The 15,328-nt window shown below is 75.9% G+C and carries 10 protein-coding genes; 7 read left to right on the top strand and 3 right to left on the bottom strand.

Features of this window, described 5'->3' with window-relative positions:
* The first annotated feature begins 67 nt into the window (after positions 1–67).
* From ACQEVU_RS39080 to ACQEVU_RS39055, 6 genes are all read left to right on the top strand, one after another.
* Positions 68–1,996 carry an amylo-alpha-1,6-glucosidase gene (locus ACQEVU_RS39080; RefSeq protein WP_433332775.1) on the top strand — a complete coding sequence of 643 codons (1,929 nt, stop codon included), beginning with the start codon at positions 68–70 and terminating at the stop codon, positions 1,994–1,996.
* Positions 1,997–2,214: 218 nt separating this feature from the next.
* Entirely contained in the window at positions 2,215–3,474 is a 1,260-nt protein-coding gene (locus ACQEVU_RS39075; protein WP_433335246.1) for a glycosyltransferase family 4 protein, read from the top strand.
* 149 nt (positions 3,475–3,623) lie between these two features.
* Positions 3,624–5,258, top strand: a complete 1,635-nt coding sequence (locus ACQEVU_RS39070; RefSeq protein WP_433332773.1) for a protein kinase domain-containing protein — start codon at positions 3,624–3,626, stop codon at positions 5,256–5,258.
* Complete coding sequence (locus ACQEVU_RS39065; protein ID WP_433332771.1) at positions 5,258–6,100, top strand: patatin-like phospholipase family protein; 843 nt, start codon at positions 5,258–5,260, stop codon at positions 6,098–6,100. Before ACQEVU_RS39070 ends, ACQEVU_RS39065 begins: the two co-directional genes overlap by 1 nt.
* Positions 6,100–7,089 carry a lysophospholipid acyltransferase family protein gene (locus ACQEVU_RS39060; RefSeq protein ID WP_433332769.1) on the top strand — a complete coding sequence of 330 codons (990 nt, stop codon included), beginning with the start codon at positions 6,100–6,102 and terminating at the stop codon, positions 7,087–7,089. Before ACQEVU_RS39065 ends, ACQEVU_RS39060 begins: the two co-directional genes overlap by 1 nt.
* A 34-nt stretch (positions 7,090–7,123) precedes the next feature.
* Positions 7,124–8,017 (top strand): Gfo/Idh/MocA family protein, encoded by an 894-nt coding sequence (locus ACQEVU_RS39055; RefSeq protein WP_433332767.1) that lies wholly within the window; start codon positions 7,124–7,126, stop codon positions 8,015–8,017.
* A gap of 19 nt (positions 8,018–8,036) precedes the next feature.
* Here ACQEVU_RS39055 and ACQEVU_RS39050 read toward each other — a convergent pair whose 3' ends face one another.
* Complete coding sequence (locus tag ACQEVU_RS39050; RefSeq protein WP_433332765.1) at positions 8,037–11,693, bottom strand: SCO7613 C-terminal domain-containing membrane protein; 3,657 nt, start codon at positions 11,691–11,693, stop codon at positions 8,037–8,039.
* 107 nt (positions 11,694–11,800) lie between these two features.
* Here ACQEVU_RS39050 and ACQEVU_RS39045 point away from each other — a divergent pair, with 107 nt between their 5' ends.
* Positions 11,801–12,100 (top strand): hypothetical protein, encoded by a 300-nt coding sequence (locus ACQEVU_RS39045; RefSeq protein ID WP_433332763.1) that lies wholly within the window; start codon positions 11,801–11,803, stop codon positions 12,098–12,100.
* Positions 12,101–12,108: 8 nt separating this feature from the next.
* Here ACQEVU_RS39045 and ACQEVU_RS39040 read toward each other — a convergent pair whose 3' ends face one another.
* The gene (locus tag ACQEVU_RS39040; RefSeq protein WP_433335244.1) at positions 12,109–12,741 is read right to left on the bottom strand and encodes a response regulator; all 633 of its coding nucleotides are present in this window, start codon (positions 12,739–12,741) and stop codon (positions 12,109–12,111) included.
* Between the two features lie 465 nt (positions 12,742–13,206).
* Complete coding sequence (locus tag ACQEVU_RS39035; protein WP_433332761.1) at positions 13,207–15,222, bottom strand: DUF5931 domain-containing protein; 2,016 nt, start codon at positions 15,220–15,222, stop codon at positions 13,207–13,209.
* Positions 15,223–15,328 lie beyond the last annotated feature (106 nt).

Below are 15,328 nucleotides of genomic sequence, written 5' to 3'. Positions count from 1 at the left end.
CCCTAGATCAATAATCTTGTGGTGAAGCGCTCGCCGCTCGCCACCCCTTGCCACCAAGATTGTGCGCATGGTGGTGTTCGGTGCGCAGGTATGTGGTGATTTGTCGGCTGGGGCGGCGCGTGAGTGGATTGTCCCCGACGGCACCGGCGGCTACGCGATGGGAACCGTATCCGGGCTGCGGACCCGGCGGTACCACGGGCTGCTCGTCGCCGCCGAACCCGGCCAGCCGGCCCGGCGCCATATGGCCCTCGCCGCCCTCGACCCGGTCGTCACCCTGCCGTCGGGCGCCACGGCCGAGCTCGCCGTGCACGAGTGGGCCGGCGGCGCGATCAGCCCGGCCGGCCACACGCTGCTGGAGCGCTTCGACCTCGTCGACGGGCTGCCCCGCTGGCGCTGGCGGATCGGCCCGGTCGTGCTCGAGCGCGAGCTGGCCATGGTCCACGGCCGGGCCCACCTCGGCGTCGTGCACCGGCTGGTCAGCGCGCCCGGCCCGGTCACGCTCACCCTCAAGGCGCTGGTCACCTGGCGCGACGCGCACGGCGAGCGCACCGCGGACGGGCCCGAGCCGCGGGTGGAGGCGCACGGCGGCGGGGCGGTGGTCGAGGGGGCCTTCCGGATCGACGGTCCATCCTTCACGCGGACTTCGCAGTGGTACCGCGGGGCGCACGCCCGCCTCGAGCGCGACCGCGGCCTGACGAGCGACGAGGACCTCTTCTGCGCCGGCGAGTTCTCGGCCCGCCTGGAGCCCGGCCAGAGCCTCGAGGTGGAGGCCTGGGCCGGCACGGGGGCCGAGGCCCGCGGCGCCGAGCGGATCGTCGCGGCGGCCCGGCGGCGCAACCGCTCGATCACCCACGACGCCGGCGACGACGTCGACCGGGCCCTGGTGCTCGCCGCCGACGCGTTCGTGGTCGCCGGCGCCGCCGGGGCGCCCGACGTCGTGGCCGGGTACCCCTGGTTCGGCACCTGGTCCCGCGACACGATGACGTCCTACGAGGGCCTGTTCCTGTCCACCGGCTGGTACGACGAGGGCCGCGAGCTGCTGCGCGCCTACGCCGCCACGCTCGACGACGGCATGCTGGCCAACACCGCCGACACCGGGCGCACCGAGCACAACACCGTCGACGCCACCCTGTGGTTCCTGCACGCGGTCGACCGGCACGTCTGCGGTACCGGCGACGACGACCTCGCCGCCGAGATCCTCCCGGCGCTCGACGAGATCGTCGCCGCCCACCTGCGCGGGACGCGCTACGGCATCCGGGCCGACGCCGACGGGCTCATCACCCAGGGCGCCCCGGGCGTGGCGCTCACCTGGATGGACGCCCGGGTCGACGGCGTGCCGATCACCCCGCGGGCCGGCAAGCCGGTCGAGGTGAACGCGCTGTGGATCAACGGCCTGGCCGCGATCGGCGCGCTGAAGGAGCGCCTCGGCCGCGACGCCGCCGACGTGCGGGCGCTGCACGAGTGGGCGTCGGCGAGCTTCGAGCGGCGCTTCCCGTACGAGCGGCGGTTGCACTCGGCAACGGCGCCGCGGGACGCGAGGCCCCTCTACGACGTCGTCGACGGGCCCGCCGGCGACGACCCGGCGCTGCGCCCCAACCAGCTGCTGGCGTGGAGCCTGCCCTACGGCCCCATGCGCGGCCGGGCCCTGCCCGAGAGCGTGTCCGCGCTGCTCACGCCGCTCGGGCCGCGCAGCCTGGGCCCGGACGAGCCGGCCTACACCGGCGTGCACGCGGGCGGGCCGGCCCAGCGCGACGCGGGGTACCACCAGGGCACCGTGTGGCCCTGGATGATCGGCCCGTACGCCGACGCCCGCTCGGCCGGGCTCGCGAAGAGTCCCGAGGAGCTCCTGCGGGGGATCGAGGCGCATCTGTGGGAGTGGGGTGTGGGCTCGGTCAGCGAGACCGCGGACGGGGACCCGCCGCACCGGGCGACGGGATGCCCGTTCCAGGCCTGGTCGGTCGCGGAGGTCCTGCGCGTACGAAGGAATGTCGGCTGACCGTTACACCCTAGAAATGAGATTTGCCGCCCTGGTAACCCTCGCCGGGCAGGATGAGTCTCAAACCCACCCAACTGGTCACTCGCGCGGGCGATACCGCGTGTGTAATCGCTGCCGTGTGGGTACGTAGGCGAGCGTTTTGATCAACGATCACAAGTGGGGGCGGCCACGTGAGCGAGACCATCGGAACCGGGAACCGACAACCGTTGCGCATTCTGATGCTCTCGTGGGAGTACCCGCCGGTGGTGGTGGGCGGCCTGGGACGGCACGTCCACGCGCTGGCGACGTCGCTGGTGACGGCGGGCCACGAGGTGACGGTCGTGACGCGGCACGCCCCGGGCGCGCCGCTGGAGGAGTACTCGGAGGGCGTGCGCATCGTGCGGGCCGCCGAGGACCCGCCGCTGTTCCCGCTGTCGACCTCCACGCTGCTGGCGTGGACGATGGCGTTCAACCACACCCTGACCCGGGCGGCGCTGCGGGCGGCGGCCACCGGGGAGTACGACCTCATCCACGCCCACGACTGGCTGGTCACCCACACCGCGGTGACCCTCAAGGAGTGCCTCGACCTGCCGCTGGTGGCCACCATCCACGCCACCGAGGCGGGCCGGCACCAGGGCTGGCTGCCGGACGAGATGAACAAGTGCATCCACTCCGTCGAGTGGTGGCTCGGGCACGAGGCGTGCCGGGTGATCGTGTGCTCGGAGTACATGCGCTGGGAGGTCACCCGGCTGCTCGACCTCGCCCCGGCGCGGGTGTCGGTGGTGGCCAACGGCGTGGACGCCAGCGTCTGGCGGGCGCCGTCGCGGGCGGTCAACGCGGCCCGGGCGCGCTTCGCCGGCGAGGGACCGCTGCTGGGCTACGCCGGCCGCCTGGTCTACGAGAAGGGCGTGCAGGACCTCATCGCCGCGCTGCCGGAGCTGCGCGCCCGGCACAACGGCCTGCGGGTCGTGATCGCCGGCGACGGGCCGCACCGCGCCGAGCTGCAGGAGGAGGTACGCCGCCTGCGCCTGCAGCGGGCCGTGTCCTTCGCCGGGTTCATGGGCGAGGGCGAGCTGCCGGCGCTCATGGCGGCCACCGACGCGCTGGTCGTGCCGAGCATCTACGAGCCGTTCGGCATGGTGGCACTGGAGGGCGCGTCGGCCGGCGCGCCGCTGGCGGTCGCCGCCACCGGCGGCCTGGCCGAGATCGTCGAGCCCGGTGTGACCGGCGTGACGTTCCCGGCCAAGACCCCGGAGGCGCTCGCGGCGTCGGTCGGCACCCTGCTGGAGGACGAGCCGTTCGCCCGCCGGGTCGCCCAGCAGGCGCGGTCCATGGTGAGCGAGCGCTACGGCTGGCCGACCATCGCCGCCAACACCGCCGACGCCTACGCCACGGCGATCACGGAGGCGCCGGGCTTCGCCGCGAAGCAGGCCGCGGCCATCCTCGAGCACGGCCGGCCGCAGATCGTCGTACCGGACGGTAACCTGCTGACGCTGTAGCCCTATGGGCCGACAGCTCGGCTTTTCTGATGGCCCCGGCAGTGCTATTTTGCCGGGGTCGGTCACATTTTGGGTCTCGCCACCGCAGACGTTGAACGGTACGGTTCCGAGGTACAGCGACCGGAATCGATCAGGAAACGGCAACTGGCTTGAGCGGCAGCGCCGACGAGGTCCTCGGCAACAGGTACCGGCTCATCGCACCCGTCGGCACCGGCGGCATGGCGGTCGTGTGGCGGGCCCGCGACCTCGTCCTCGACCGGGACGTCGCGATCAAGCTCCTCGCCGGCGAGCTGGCCGGCAATCCCGGCAACCGGGAGCGGATCCGGGCCGAGGCGCAGGTCGTCGCGCGGCTGCAGCACCCCAACATCACCGCCGTGCACGACTACGGCGAGGCCGGCGACGTCGCCGCGGGCCGCAACGGCCGCCGCCCGTACGTCGTCATGGAGCTCCTCGAGGGCGAGCTGCTGTCCGACCGCCTGCGCTCCGGCCCGATGTCGTGGCGGCGGGCCACCCAGATCTGCGCCCAGGTCGCCGCCGGCCTCGCCGCCGCGCACGAGCGCGGGGTCGTGCACCGCGACATCAAGCCCAGCAACATCATGCTCACCCCGGCCGGCGCGAAGATCCTCGACTTCGGTGTCGCCGGGCTCACCGGCTCCTACGACCCCGACGACGAGCGCGACGGCACCGTCTTCGGCACCCCGGCCTACCTGGCCCCGGAGCGGCTGCTCGGCGGCGGCGTCATCCCGGCCACCGACGTGTACACCGTGGGCCTGCTCGCGTACCGCTGCCTGACCGACCGGCTGCCCTGGCACGCGGACACGCCGACGCAGATGATCGCCAACCACGTGTACGAGCCGCCCCACCCGCTGCCGGAGATCGCCGGCCTGCCCGGCGAGGTGGCCCGGCTGATCGGCCGCTGCCTGGCCAAGGACCCCGACGCCCGCCCGCCGGCGGCCGAGGTCGCCCGGGTCCTCGCCGCCGCGACCGGCATCCACGTCGTGCTGCCCGGCGAGGACGGCTCCTCCACCCAGGAGGTGCACGTCCCGCCGACGGCCGAGCCCGAGCCGCCGCGGCGCGCGCTGCCGCCGTCGCCGCACCGCAACCACGGCGACCGGCGCGCGGCCCGGCGCACCTGGGCCGCCGTCGCCGCGACGGTCGCCGCCGCCGGCGTCACCACCGGCATGATCGTGTGGAAGCCGTGGGCGCCCAAGCCCGGCTGCAACATCGACTTCTACCTGCACCCGCAGTTCGTCGCCAACGTCACCATGCCGTTCGAGGCCCGGGTGACCGTCGCCAACGTCGGCAACCGCACGCTGGCGCCCTGGACCCTGCAGTTCGTGTTCCGCAGCGGCCAGATCGTCGAACGCGTCGTGGGCGTCGGCACCTTCCAGCCCGGCGCCGGCACCCAGGTCGTCACCGGCCCGTCGCTGCCGCCCGGCAAGGCGGTCACCTTCGGCGTGTGGGGCCACGGCGGCGGCAGCGCCGGGCGCCCGCCCGGCCCGCCCAGCGACTTCGTGCTCAACGACGTCGCCTGCGACGTGCGCATCGCGATGCGCGAACCGGACGAGGAGCTGCCGGCCATCACCGACGTCGGCGACGCGCCGGCGGAGAAGTCGCGGCCCCCGACGGGTCAGCCCTTCGGGCCTCCGCCGGGCGGCGGCCCCGGAGGCCCCGGCGGCCCGCCCGGCGACCCCAACGACCCCAACGGCGGCCCGCCGCCCAGCCGTCCGCCGCGCGCGACCGCGCTGGGCGGCCCCGCCCCGGCGCCGCACTCCCGGCTCTGATGGCCGCGCCCGGCCAGCCGGCGGGCCCCGTCGGCTTCGTGTTCGGCGGCGGGGGAGTGCTCGGCGCCTACGAGGTCGGCATGGCCCGCGCCCTGCTGCACCACGGCATCCGCCCCGACCTTGTCGTCGGGACGTCCATCGGCGCGTTCAACGGCGCCGCGGTGGCCGCCGCGCCCGACGAGCGCGCGGCCGAGCGGCTGACCGAGCTGTGGTCGTCGGCGCAGGCCCGCACGGTGTACGGCGACTCGCTGCCCCGCCAGCTCGGCCGCTTCGCCCGGCGGACCCACCTGCACTCCCCGGCCCCGCTGCGCCGCCTGCTCGAGCGCGAGCTCGGCGCGGACACGACGTTCGAGGACCTCCCGGTGCCGTTCCACTGCTGCGCCGCCAGCATCGAGCGCGCCGCCGAGCACTGGTTCTGCACGGGCCCGCTCATCGAGGCGGTGCTGGCCTCGTCCGCCGTGCCGGGCCTGCTGCCGCCCGTACACCTGGGAAATGAGCACTTCATCGACGGCGGCATCGTCAATTCCGTCCCCGTCGGCCGGGCCGTGGCCCTCGGCGCCCGGACCGTCTACGTCATGCAGGTGGGCCGCATCGAGCGCCCGCTGCGCGTGCCCCGCCGCCCGTGGGAGGTCGCGCAGGTCGCGTTCGAGGTCGCCCGCCGCCACCGCTTCGCCCGCGAGCTCGCCGAGGCCCCGCCGGACGTCGCCGTGCACGTGCTGCCCACCGGCGGCGGCTCCGCGCGCGACGACTCCCCGCTGTCGTACCGCAGGATCGGCCTGGCCCGCGGCCGCATCGAGCGCGCCTACGAGGCCACCCGCGCGTACCTGGAGGCGCGGGACTGATGCCCCCGCACTGGTTCCGCCGCCTCGTGCTCACCCCCGCCGCGCTCGTGCTGATCACCGCGTTCCTGGCCACGATGCCCGTGTGGCTGCTGCTGGCCCTGCTCCTCGCCCCGTTCGGCTCGGGCCGCCGCCGCGCGCTGCGCGTGTCGTGGATGGTCGCGGTGTACTGCTTCCTCGAGGTCGTCGCGCTCATCGTGCTGTTCGGGCTCTGGGTCGGCAGCGGCTTCGGCTGGCGCCTGCGCTCCCCGCGGTTCCAGCGCGCCCATTACGTCCTCACCGGGCTGTTCCTGCGAATCCTGTACGCCCAGGCCCGCTTCGCCCTCGGCGTCAAGGTCGACGTCGTCGGCACCGACCCCGACGTGGCCGCGCCCGGCCAGCCCGAGCTGGTCTTCTGCCGCCACGCCGGCCCCGGCGACTCGTTCCTGCTGGTCCACGCGCTCGTCAACTGGTTCGACCGCGAGCCGCGCATCGTGCTCAAGCGGACGCTGCAGTGGGACCCGGTCATCGACGTGGTGCTCAACCGCCTGCCCAACCACTTCGTCACGGTCGCCGAGGACAGCGAGGACCGCATCGCCGCCCTGGCCACCGGCCTGGACGAGAACGACGCCCTGGTGCTGTTCCCGGAGGGCGGCAACTTCACCCCGAGCCGCCGCGAGCGCGCCATCCGCCGCCTGCACGACCTGGGCCTGCACGCGATGGCCGCACGCGCCGAGCGCATGCGCCACGTCCTGGCCCCGCGCCCCGGCGGCACCCTCGCCGCCCTGGACGCCGCCCCCGAGGCCGGCGTGATCTGGGTGGCGCACACGGGCCTGGACAAGCTCCTGACCGTCGGCGACGTCTGGCGCCACCTCCCGCTCGACCTGACCATCACGATGCGCTGGTGGTCGGTCGAGCCCGAGGACGTCCCGGCCGGCCGCGACCAGCGCGTCGAGTGGCTGTACGAGTGGTGGGCCCGCATCGACGACTGGATCGACCAACCCGGGGGGTGATCGCCGGCGCCGCCGCGTGGGGAACAATGGTCGGATGCGATTCGGGCTTCTGGGCACGGGACACTGGGCGACGGTCACGCAGGCGGCCGCGCTCTCCACACACCCCTCGGCGACGCTGGCCGGGGTCTGGGGCCGCAGCCCGGACAAGGCGGCCGACCTGGGCTCGAAGTACGGGGTCCCCGCCTACGGCGACGTCGACGCCCTGCTGGCCGACGTCGACGCCGTGGCGATCGCGCTGCCCCCCGACGTGCAGGCCCCCCTGGCGGTGCGCGCCGCGAAGGCCGGCAAGCACCTGCTCCTGGACAAGCCCCTGGCCCTCGACCCGGCCGCCGCCGACGAGGTGGTGGCCGCCGCCGGCGCGGCCGGGGTCGCGACCGTCGTCTTCTTCACCAACCGCTTCGTCCCGTCGATCGAGACGTTCCTGACCGAGAACGCGCGGCTCGGCGGCTGGTACGCGGCCCACGGCACGATGTACACCTCCATCTTCCAGCCCGGAAACCCCTACTCCGGCTCGGTCTGGCGCAAGCAGCACGGCGGCCTGTGGGACCTCGGCCCGCACGCGCTGTCGGTGGTACTGCCCCTGCTCGGCCCGGTGGTCGACCTCTCCGCCGCCGAGGGCCCGCGCGACACCGCCCACCTGCTGCTGCGCCACGAGGGCGGCGCCGCGAGCACGCTCTCGCTCACGCTGGACGCCGCCCCCGACGCGACGAGCTTCGGCTTCGCGTACTTCGGCGAGCACGGCGCGAAGACCCTCCCCGAGTGGGACACCACCCAGGTCGAGGCCTTCGGCGCCGCGGTGTCGGCGCTGCTGGACGCCGCCACGACGGGCGTGCCGCACCCGTGCGACGCCGCCTTCGGCGCCCAGGTGGTGCGCATCCTCTCGGCCGCCGAGCGCGCCCGCAGGACGTCGACGATCGTGACCGTCTAGCGGCCGGCCGGGCCGCGGTCTAGCGCATCCGCCCGATCGCGGCCCGCAGCCGGCCCAGGTCGCGGAGGCGCCGCTCGTACGTCACGGCGAACCCCACGAGCAGCGCCCCCGCGATCGCCAGCGGCGCCCACCGCGGCAGGTAGTCCCAGTACAGCGAGGCCTCGTGCAGCGCCACGACGGCGCTCACGCCCCCGCCGATCTGGATGGGCGCCCGCAGCCGCAGCCGCGCCCCGGCCAGGACGACCGCGACCGCCACGGCCCCGACCAGCAGCCGCCGCACCGGCTCGCCCGGGTGCACGAGCACGAGCGCGACGCTGGGCAGGAACCCGGCGAACAGCCCGGGACCGAACGCCGTCCAGCTGGTCACGCCGGGCCGCCGCCCCGCCACGACCCACCCGGCGACGAGCGCGACGGCGGCCACGGGGACGGTGTACGCCTCGGTGAGCGAGACGCCGCCGGCCACCAGCACCAGCTCGTACGCGAGCACCTCCGCCCCCATCCCCAGCGCGGTGTAGGCGACCCGCTCGGGCCCGGCGAGCGCCCGCAGCCCGAGCGCCACGCCCCACAGCCCCAGCACGCCGGCGGCCACGCCCGCGTACCCGGCGGCGAGCAGCACGGCGACCAGGGCGATGCCGTGCGCGACCCCTTCGAGCACCCGCCCCTCGAACCCGGGCGTGCCCCGCCGCAGCGCCCGTCCCCCGGCGAGGGCGAGCGCGGCCGCGAGCAGCACCCAGTACGCCGCCGCCCGCAGCGGCAGGTCCGCCGCCCGCGCCGCCGCGAACGCCAGGGCCGCGGCGCCCACCCCGGCGACCGGCCACGCCACGACGCGCGCGGCGACGGTCCGCCCGGCGAGCCCGGCGACGAACGCGGCGGCCACGATCGCCGACAGCCCGCAGAGGGTCGCGGCCGGCGTGGCCAGCAGCCCGGCCAGCCCCGGGACGATGCCGAACCAGCCCGTCACCCCGCCCGCCGCGGTGGCGCGGGCCGGCCGCCGCAGCGCCGCCGCCAGCGCGGTGAGCAGCCCGGCGGCGAGCGTGACGGCGGGCACCGCGGGCCACGGCGCCTCGACGGCGGCGCACCCGAGGATCGCGGCCAGGCTCACGGCCGGCGCGGCCGGCGCCCAGGCGTCCGCGCCGACCCGCCGCCCGACCGCGACGAGCAGCGCGGCCAGGACCGCGAGGGTGCAGGCCGCCGCGCCCGCGCCGAACGCGGGTCCTCCGAGCGCCCATCCGGTACCCCCGGTGCCGATCCCGGCGCCGCCGGGTGCCCCGCGCCAGATCGCCCCGAGCCACTCCAGCGGCCGCAGGAGCACCCCGCCGACGGCCGGTAGCAGCGACACCACGGCCAGCACCAGCGGCACGAGGGCAGGCACCGCGTGCCCGGGCCGCGCCCCTTCGCCCCGGCCGGGTTCGCCCTCGCCGGGCGGTTGGGGCCGTGCAGGCTGCGCCTCCTCGCCCTGGGCGGTTTCGCCTTCGCGGGGCTCAGGCCGCGCCGGTTGCGCCTCCTCGCCCTCGGCGGTTTCGCCTTCGCGAGGCGGCTGGGGCCGCGACTGCTGCGCCTTCTCGCCCTGGGCGGTTTCGCCTTCGCGCAGCTTGCCCGGGCCGGGCGGCGCCGGTGCGGGGGAGCGGAAGGCGTGCGCGGCGAGCCAGGTGGCGGCGAGGGAGCCCGCGGCGTACAGGCCGAACCACGTCACGCCGCCGTGCGCCGCCGACTGGGCCGTCGCGGCGAGGGAGACCGCGGCGCCGGCCGTTGCGGTGGCGACGGTGCCGGCGTTGCGTGCGCGGTTGCGCAGCGCGAACGCCGCCGCGGTCACCACGGCCAGGCCGAGCGTCGCGCCGAGGAGGGCGGGCGGGAGGGGGCCGGATCCCGCGGTACCGAGGCCGCTGAGACGTCCGGCGGCGGCGGCCGCGACGGGCACGCCGAGCAGGGCCACGACGGCGGCCGGGAGGCTCAGCCGCCGATCGGCCGCGCGGACGGCGACCACCGTGGACAGTCCACTGAGGACGGCATAGACCGCCAGCGTCGTCGCCGGCGTGGCGAGCCCGGCGAGCGCCAGATGCCCGGCCACGAACGGGATCGCGGCCACCGCCATCCGCTCCGCGCGCAGGACCGCGGCGACGAGCACCAGCAGTACCAATCCGTCCACAATGGACACGATCGCCGGGTCGGCGGACGGGAGCGCCGCGGGGGCGGCGAAGGCGACGAGGACGGCCGCCGTCCACGGCACCGCGCGGTGGCGCACCAGCAGCCAGAGCGCGGCGCCGAGCAGGGCCAGGCCGGCGGGCTCCTGCCAGTCGAACAGCCGGTACGGCAGGATGTGCGCCGCCCCCGGCCGCCACGCGGGCAGCCCGCCGAACGCGGTCTGCACGGCGGCGACGACGGCGAAGTACGCGTACGGGGCGGCGAACGCGCCCGCGACCACGACGGCGCCCGCCCGCGCGCCCGGCCGGAACCGCCGCGGCACCACGACCGCCGCCGCGGCGATGAGCAGCGCGAGCCCGGCGAACGCGGCGTAGCGCCCGCCCGGGAACACCTCGGCGGCCAGCCGCGCCCCGGCGAGCGCGACGATGCCGGTGGCGATCCCCGCGCCCGCCGCCACGGTGCGCGGATGCGCCAGCCCGGCCGCCACGACCAGCGCTGCGAGCAGCGCCATGACCCCGAAGATCCGCGCGGCCGCCGCCACGCCGTCCGCAGTGGACAGTGCGTGCAGCCCCGGCGGCAGCGCCGACAGCACCGCGGCGCCGGCCGCGATCCAGGCGAGCCGCTCGACGGTGCGCGCGAGCAGCACCCCGATCGCCGCCACGCACACGAACACGAGCGTCCACCCGGTCACCCCGAACCCGCGGTGCAGCGCGAGCAGCGGCAGTACCGGCTGCACCGCGAGGACGGCGGCCAGCCGCGCCGCCCGCAGCCGGGTGGCCGCCGCGTACCCGCCGGCGACCGCGCCGGTCACCAGGAACGTCAGCCCGGCGTACGTGCCCGGCCGGGCCAGGCCCGCGAGCCCGAACAGGTCGGCGTACCACGCGGCGTACCCGTCGAGCAGCACCAGCAGCAGCCCGAGCGCGGCGAACGTCTCGCCGGTCGCCCGCAGCCCGCGCCGCAGCGCGACCGGCGGCGCCGCGAGCGCCAGCAGGGTGACCACGCCGAGGATGGCGGCCCGCCCGAGCACCCCGAAGCTGGCCCAGGCGACCACGGCGAAGACGATGGCCGCGCTGCCGAGCAGCAGCCCGCCGAAGACGAAGAGCAGGTTCTGCACGGTACGCGCCGGAGTCTCCGGCCCCCGCCCGCCCCCGGTCGCGGCGCTCGCTGGGGCGATCTGCGGGATTACGGGCGGAAGCTGCGGTTTCGTGGCGACGGCGGCTCCCGCGGCGGCGGCTCTCGCAGCGGCGGCGGCGTTCGCGGCGGCGACGGCGTTCGCGGCGACGGCGGCGTTCGCGGCGACGGCGGCCTTGACCCGCGCTGCGAGCATGTTGCGCTGCGACTGCACGGCGTTGAAGTGCTGCACCGCGGCGCCGAGGCGGGCGCGGGCCTCCTCGACCACGGCGTACAGCTCGATGGTGCGCCCGTTGAGCCGCACCACCTCGGCGGCGTCGGGAAAGGGCGGGCGCCCGCAGCCGCCGCACCCGGACTCGAGGTCCGCCGGCGCGCCGCAGAACGGGCACGGATAGGTCACCATGCCGATCAGCATGCGGCCCCCCGGCAACCGGCGAATCGGCTGCGCTACTCAACCGCCCCTGAGTACCCCGCCTTCCGGCGAAACCACGGTAGCGGCATGCTGTCGGGATGCGGTTACTGACCGAGGCCGAATACAAGGCGACAATGGAGCCCGAACCGATACGCATCGGTCCGGACGACGAACCCCCGTTCGACTTCTGGCCCTACTTCGACGAGGTCCCCGAGTCCGACCTGGCCGGCCACGACTTCTCCGACGGCAACGTCACGTACGCGTGGCACATGCCACAGCGCAACCTGCAACATGTCCTCGTAAACTGCGAGAAGCCGAACGTGTTCCTGGTGCTCGTCCTGGACCTGACCACGAAGTCGGTCTACGGCCACTACCTTCTGGACATCATGAGCGTGTAGCTCCCCGCCTATCCGTCCAGCCCCCGCTCGATCGCATACCGCACAAGATCCACCCGGCTGTGCAGCTGCAACTTCCCGAGCGTGTTCTGCACGTGGTTCTGCACAGTCCGGTGCGACAGCACCAGCCGCTCGGCGATCTCCCGGTACGTCACGCCCTTCGCCACGAGCCGCAGCACCTCGGTCTCCCGCTCGGTCAGCCGCGGCGCATCGGGATCCTCGGCTCGCGTGACGCTCGCCAGCCGCCGGAACTCCCCGAGCACCAGCCCCGCCAGCCCTGGCGTGAACACCGGATCCCCGTCGGCCGTGCGCCGCACCGCGGCCAGGAACTCCTCCCGCGCCGCCGACTTGACCAGATACCCGGTGGCGCCGGCCTTGACGGCATCGAGCACGTCCTGCTGCTCCCCGCTGGCCGAGAGCATGAGAATCCGCGCCTCCGGACAGGACGCGAGGATGCCCTGGATGACCTCGACCCCGGACCGGTCCGGCAACTGCAGGTCGAGCACGACGACATCGGGCCGCACGGACCCGGCGATCCGCACCGCCTGGGCCCCTTCCCCGACGGCCGCTACGACTTCGTACCCGCCTTCGGCGAGGTCCCGGGCCACCCCTTCGCGCCACATGGGGTGGTCGTCGACCACCATGACCCGCAGCTTCGCCCCGACGTCCACCCAAGCACGATAAACGCCATCCGCCGCCGACCGGCCCTCCGCACACCCCAGATCCCACAATCCGCACGAGCCCGCGCCCTTCGACCCGCCTCCAACGTCGAACCCCCACCGCGCGCCGCCCTGTGCGACCTCACGCTGCGCGCCGCGCTGTGCGGCCTCACGCTGCGCGCCGCGCTGTGCGGCCTCACGCTGCGCGCCGCGCTGTGCGGCCTCACGCTGCGCGCCGCGCTGTGCGGCCTCACGCTGCGCGCCGCGCTGTGCGGCTCCGCGCGACCGGGGCTGGTGTTGGTTGGACTCGCGTTGCGGACTGTGTTTGCGGCCTCACGCGGCGCGGCGTGGTGGTCGTTCCTGCCTCGCGGGGCCGTGCTGGGCGGCCTTGCGCGGTGCGGCGTGTGGTCGGGCTCGTGCTGCGCAGCGGGTGGCCGGCGCGCGGACCGGTCAGCGCGGTATCTGCAGCTCGACCTCGGTCCCGGAGCCCGGGCCTGAGGTCACGGTGACGGTACCGCCCAGGTCGCGCACCCGCCCGCGGATCGACTGCGCCACCCCCAGTCGTCCGGCCCGTTCGGCCTCCGCCAGCCGCCCCTCGGGTATGCCCCGGCCGTTGTCGCGAACCGTGACCGTGACGGTGTCGTCGAGCTCCTCCAGCAGGATCCACGCCCTGGCCCCGTCACCGGCATGGCGCGACACGTTGTCCAGCGCCGCCGCCACCGCCGCGGCCACCTCGGCGGCGACGGGGGAGGGCAGCAGCACCTGGGTGGCGGGCGCGGCGACCGTGACCGTGGACGAAGCGTGCGGGTCGATGAGCGAGCGCAGGTCGACGACGTCGGCCTCCGACCAGTCCGCCGCACCGTCGGCGAACGCGGAGGCGGAGGCGGCCACGAGCGCCCCGCCGAGCGGCGAGCCCGGGGCCGAAGGGCCGTAGGGGGAGGGGCCGGCGGCCGAGTGACCCGCGCCCCCGGGCCGAAGCGGCGCCGCGGTCCTGCGGTCACCGTCGGCCCGGCGGTCACCATCGGCCCGTCGGCCGCCGCCGCGGCGCGATGCGACCGGCAGCCAAGCCCACGCCTTCCGGAAGCCAGCGCCAGTAGCCGCCGTGTCGGCCGCGCTTGCTGAACTGCCCGCGCTCGTGGGAACCGGCGCGCCCTCAGTGCCTGCCGGCCTGCCTGCACCCAGGGGATTCGCCGCGCCCTCGGCGGTTGACGAGTTGGCGGCGCCCGCGGGAGGCGGTGTGTCGGCGGCGCTTGCCGAGCCGGCTACGCCCGCGGGAGGCGGTATGTCGGCGGCGGTTGACGAGTTGGCGGCGCCCGCGGGAGGTGGTGTGTCGGCGGCGGTTGACGAGTTGGCGGCGCCCGCGGGAGGTGGTGTGTCGGCGGCGCTTGCCGAGCCAGCGGCGCCCGCGGGACGGGGTGTGTCGGCGGCGCTTGCCGAGCCAGCGGCGCCCGCGGGACGGGGTGTGTCGGCGGCGCCTGACGAGCCAGCCGCGCCGGCGGGAGATGGTGTGCCGGCGGCGGTTGACGAGTGAGCCGAGTGCCCGGGAAGTGGTGTGCTGGCGGCGCTTGCTGAGGCCGGCGCGGGCGCGGGGAGTGATGTGGCCGCGGGGGCGTGGGGTGCTGTCCGGGGCGGGCGGCCGGTGGAGCGGGACGTGGACGGGGTGGCGAGTGCGGCGGCGCGGGCGGCGGCGGTGCGGTACGAGCCGTGCGGGGGAGGGGCGGTGCGCCGGGGCGGGGGAGGGGCCGACGTGACCAGGGCGCGCAGCACCGATTCCTGCTCGCCGGCCAGGCGGCCGAGCTCGGCGGCCTCGCCGCCCAGTTCCGTGCCGCGGCGCTGGACCAGGGCCAGGACCTGCAGCACCGAGTCGTGGATGCCGCGGGCCAGGCGCTCGCGCTCGCGGGTGGCGGCCTCGAGCTCGATCGCGCGCTGCATGCGGGACTCGGCGTCGTTGGCCAGGCGGGCGATGTGGCCGACGCCGATGCCGGCCAGGATCATCAGGACCGGGCCGTTGGCGGTGGCCTGGCTGAAGCCGTCGCGGACGACCACGTCGGCGGCGCTGAGCAGGATCGCGGCGATCGCGCCGCGGCGGCGGCCGCCCGAGATGGCCCAGGCGACGACCGGGCTGGCTACCCAGGCCATGGGGAGGGTGGGGGCGCCGACGCCGAGGCCCGCGGGGTTGACGATCCAGCGGGAGGCGAGCAGGCAGCCGGCGGCGACGATCAGGTCGGCGGCGAGCAGGGGCCAGCCGCGGCGCTCCGGGCGCGCGTACGCGAGGCTGCTCACCGCCGTCCAGGCCGCCATGACGGCGACGATCAGCCAGCCGCCGGCGGGCCATGCATAGTGGCGGAAGTTGTTGACCATCAGCACGGCGGCGTAACCGAGCGCGGCGAGGCGGAAGACCATCAGCGCCCGCCAGAGCGGGCCCACCAGGCCCGGTGCCGCCTCCCGCCCACTGCCGCGTGCCATGATCAACCCCGCCGCCCCGCAGCCGAGCCAAAGCCAGGCAGCGGGCGCACCGGCCTCGGCGCCGCGATCGGACCGGAGTCGGGCAGCGTCCGCCGCAAAGAGCCAA

It is taken from the genome of Dactylosporangium sp. CA-139066 (assembly GCF_050936175.1).
In the GTDB taxonomy this organism is placed as follows: domain Bacteria; phylum Actinomycetota; class Actinomycetes; order Mycobacteriales; family Micromonosporaceae; genus Dactylosporangium.
The sequence above is the reverse complement of the archived record's forward strand: the minus strand, read 5'-3'. Positions and strand labels throughout refer to the sequence as shown.

What these genes read in the sequence shown, in the direction of transcription:
- ACQEVU_RS39055 (WP_433332767.1), top strand. Translation starts at nt 7,124, where the DNA reads ATGCGATTCGGGCTTCTGGGCACGGGACACTGGGCGACGGTCACGCAG.
- ACQEVU_RS39035 (WP_433332761.1), bottom strand. Translation starts at nt 15,222, where the DNA reads ATGGCACGCGGCAGTGGGCGGGAGGCGGCACCGGGCCTGGTGGGCCCG.
- ACQEVU_RS39080 (WP_433332775.1), top strand. Translation starts at nt 68, where the DNA reads ATGGTGGTGTTCGGTGCGCAGGTATGTGGTGATTTGTCGGCTGGGGCG.
- ACQEVU_RS39040 (WP_433335244.1), bottom strand. Translation starts at nt 12,741, where the DNA reads ATGGTGGTCGACGACCACCCCATGTGGCGCGAAGGGGTGGCCCGGGAC.
- ACQEVU_RS39060 (WP_433332769.1), top strand. Translation starts at nt 6,100, where the DNA reads ATGCCCCCGCACTGGTTCCGCCGCCTCGTGCTCACCCCCGCCGCGCTC.
- ACQEVU_RS39065 (WP_433332771.1), top strand. Translation starts at nt 5,258, where the DNA reads ATGGCCGCGCCCGGCCAGCCGGCGGGCCCCGTCGGCTTCGTGTTCGGC.
- ACQEVU_RS39075 (WP_433335246.1), top strand. Translation starts at nt 2,215, where the DNA reads ATGCTCTCGTGGGAGTACCCGCCGGTGGTGGTGGGCGGCCTGGGACGG.
- ACQEVU_RS39050 (WP_433332765.1), bottom strand. Translation starts at nt 11,693, where the DNA reads ATGGTGACCTATCCGTGCCCGTTCTGCGGCGCGCCGGCGGACCTCGAG.
- ACQEVU_RS39045 (WP_433332763.1), top strand. Translation starts at nt 11,801, where the DNA reads ATGCGGTTACTGACCGAGGCCGAATACAAGGCGACAATGGAGCCCGAA.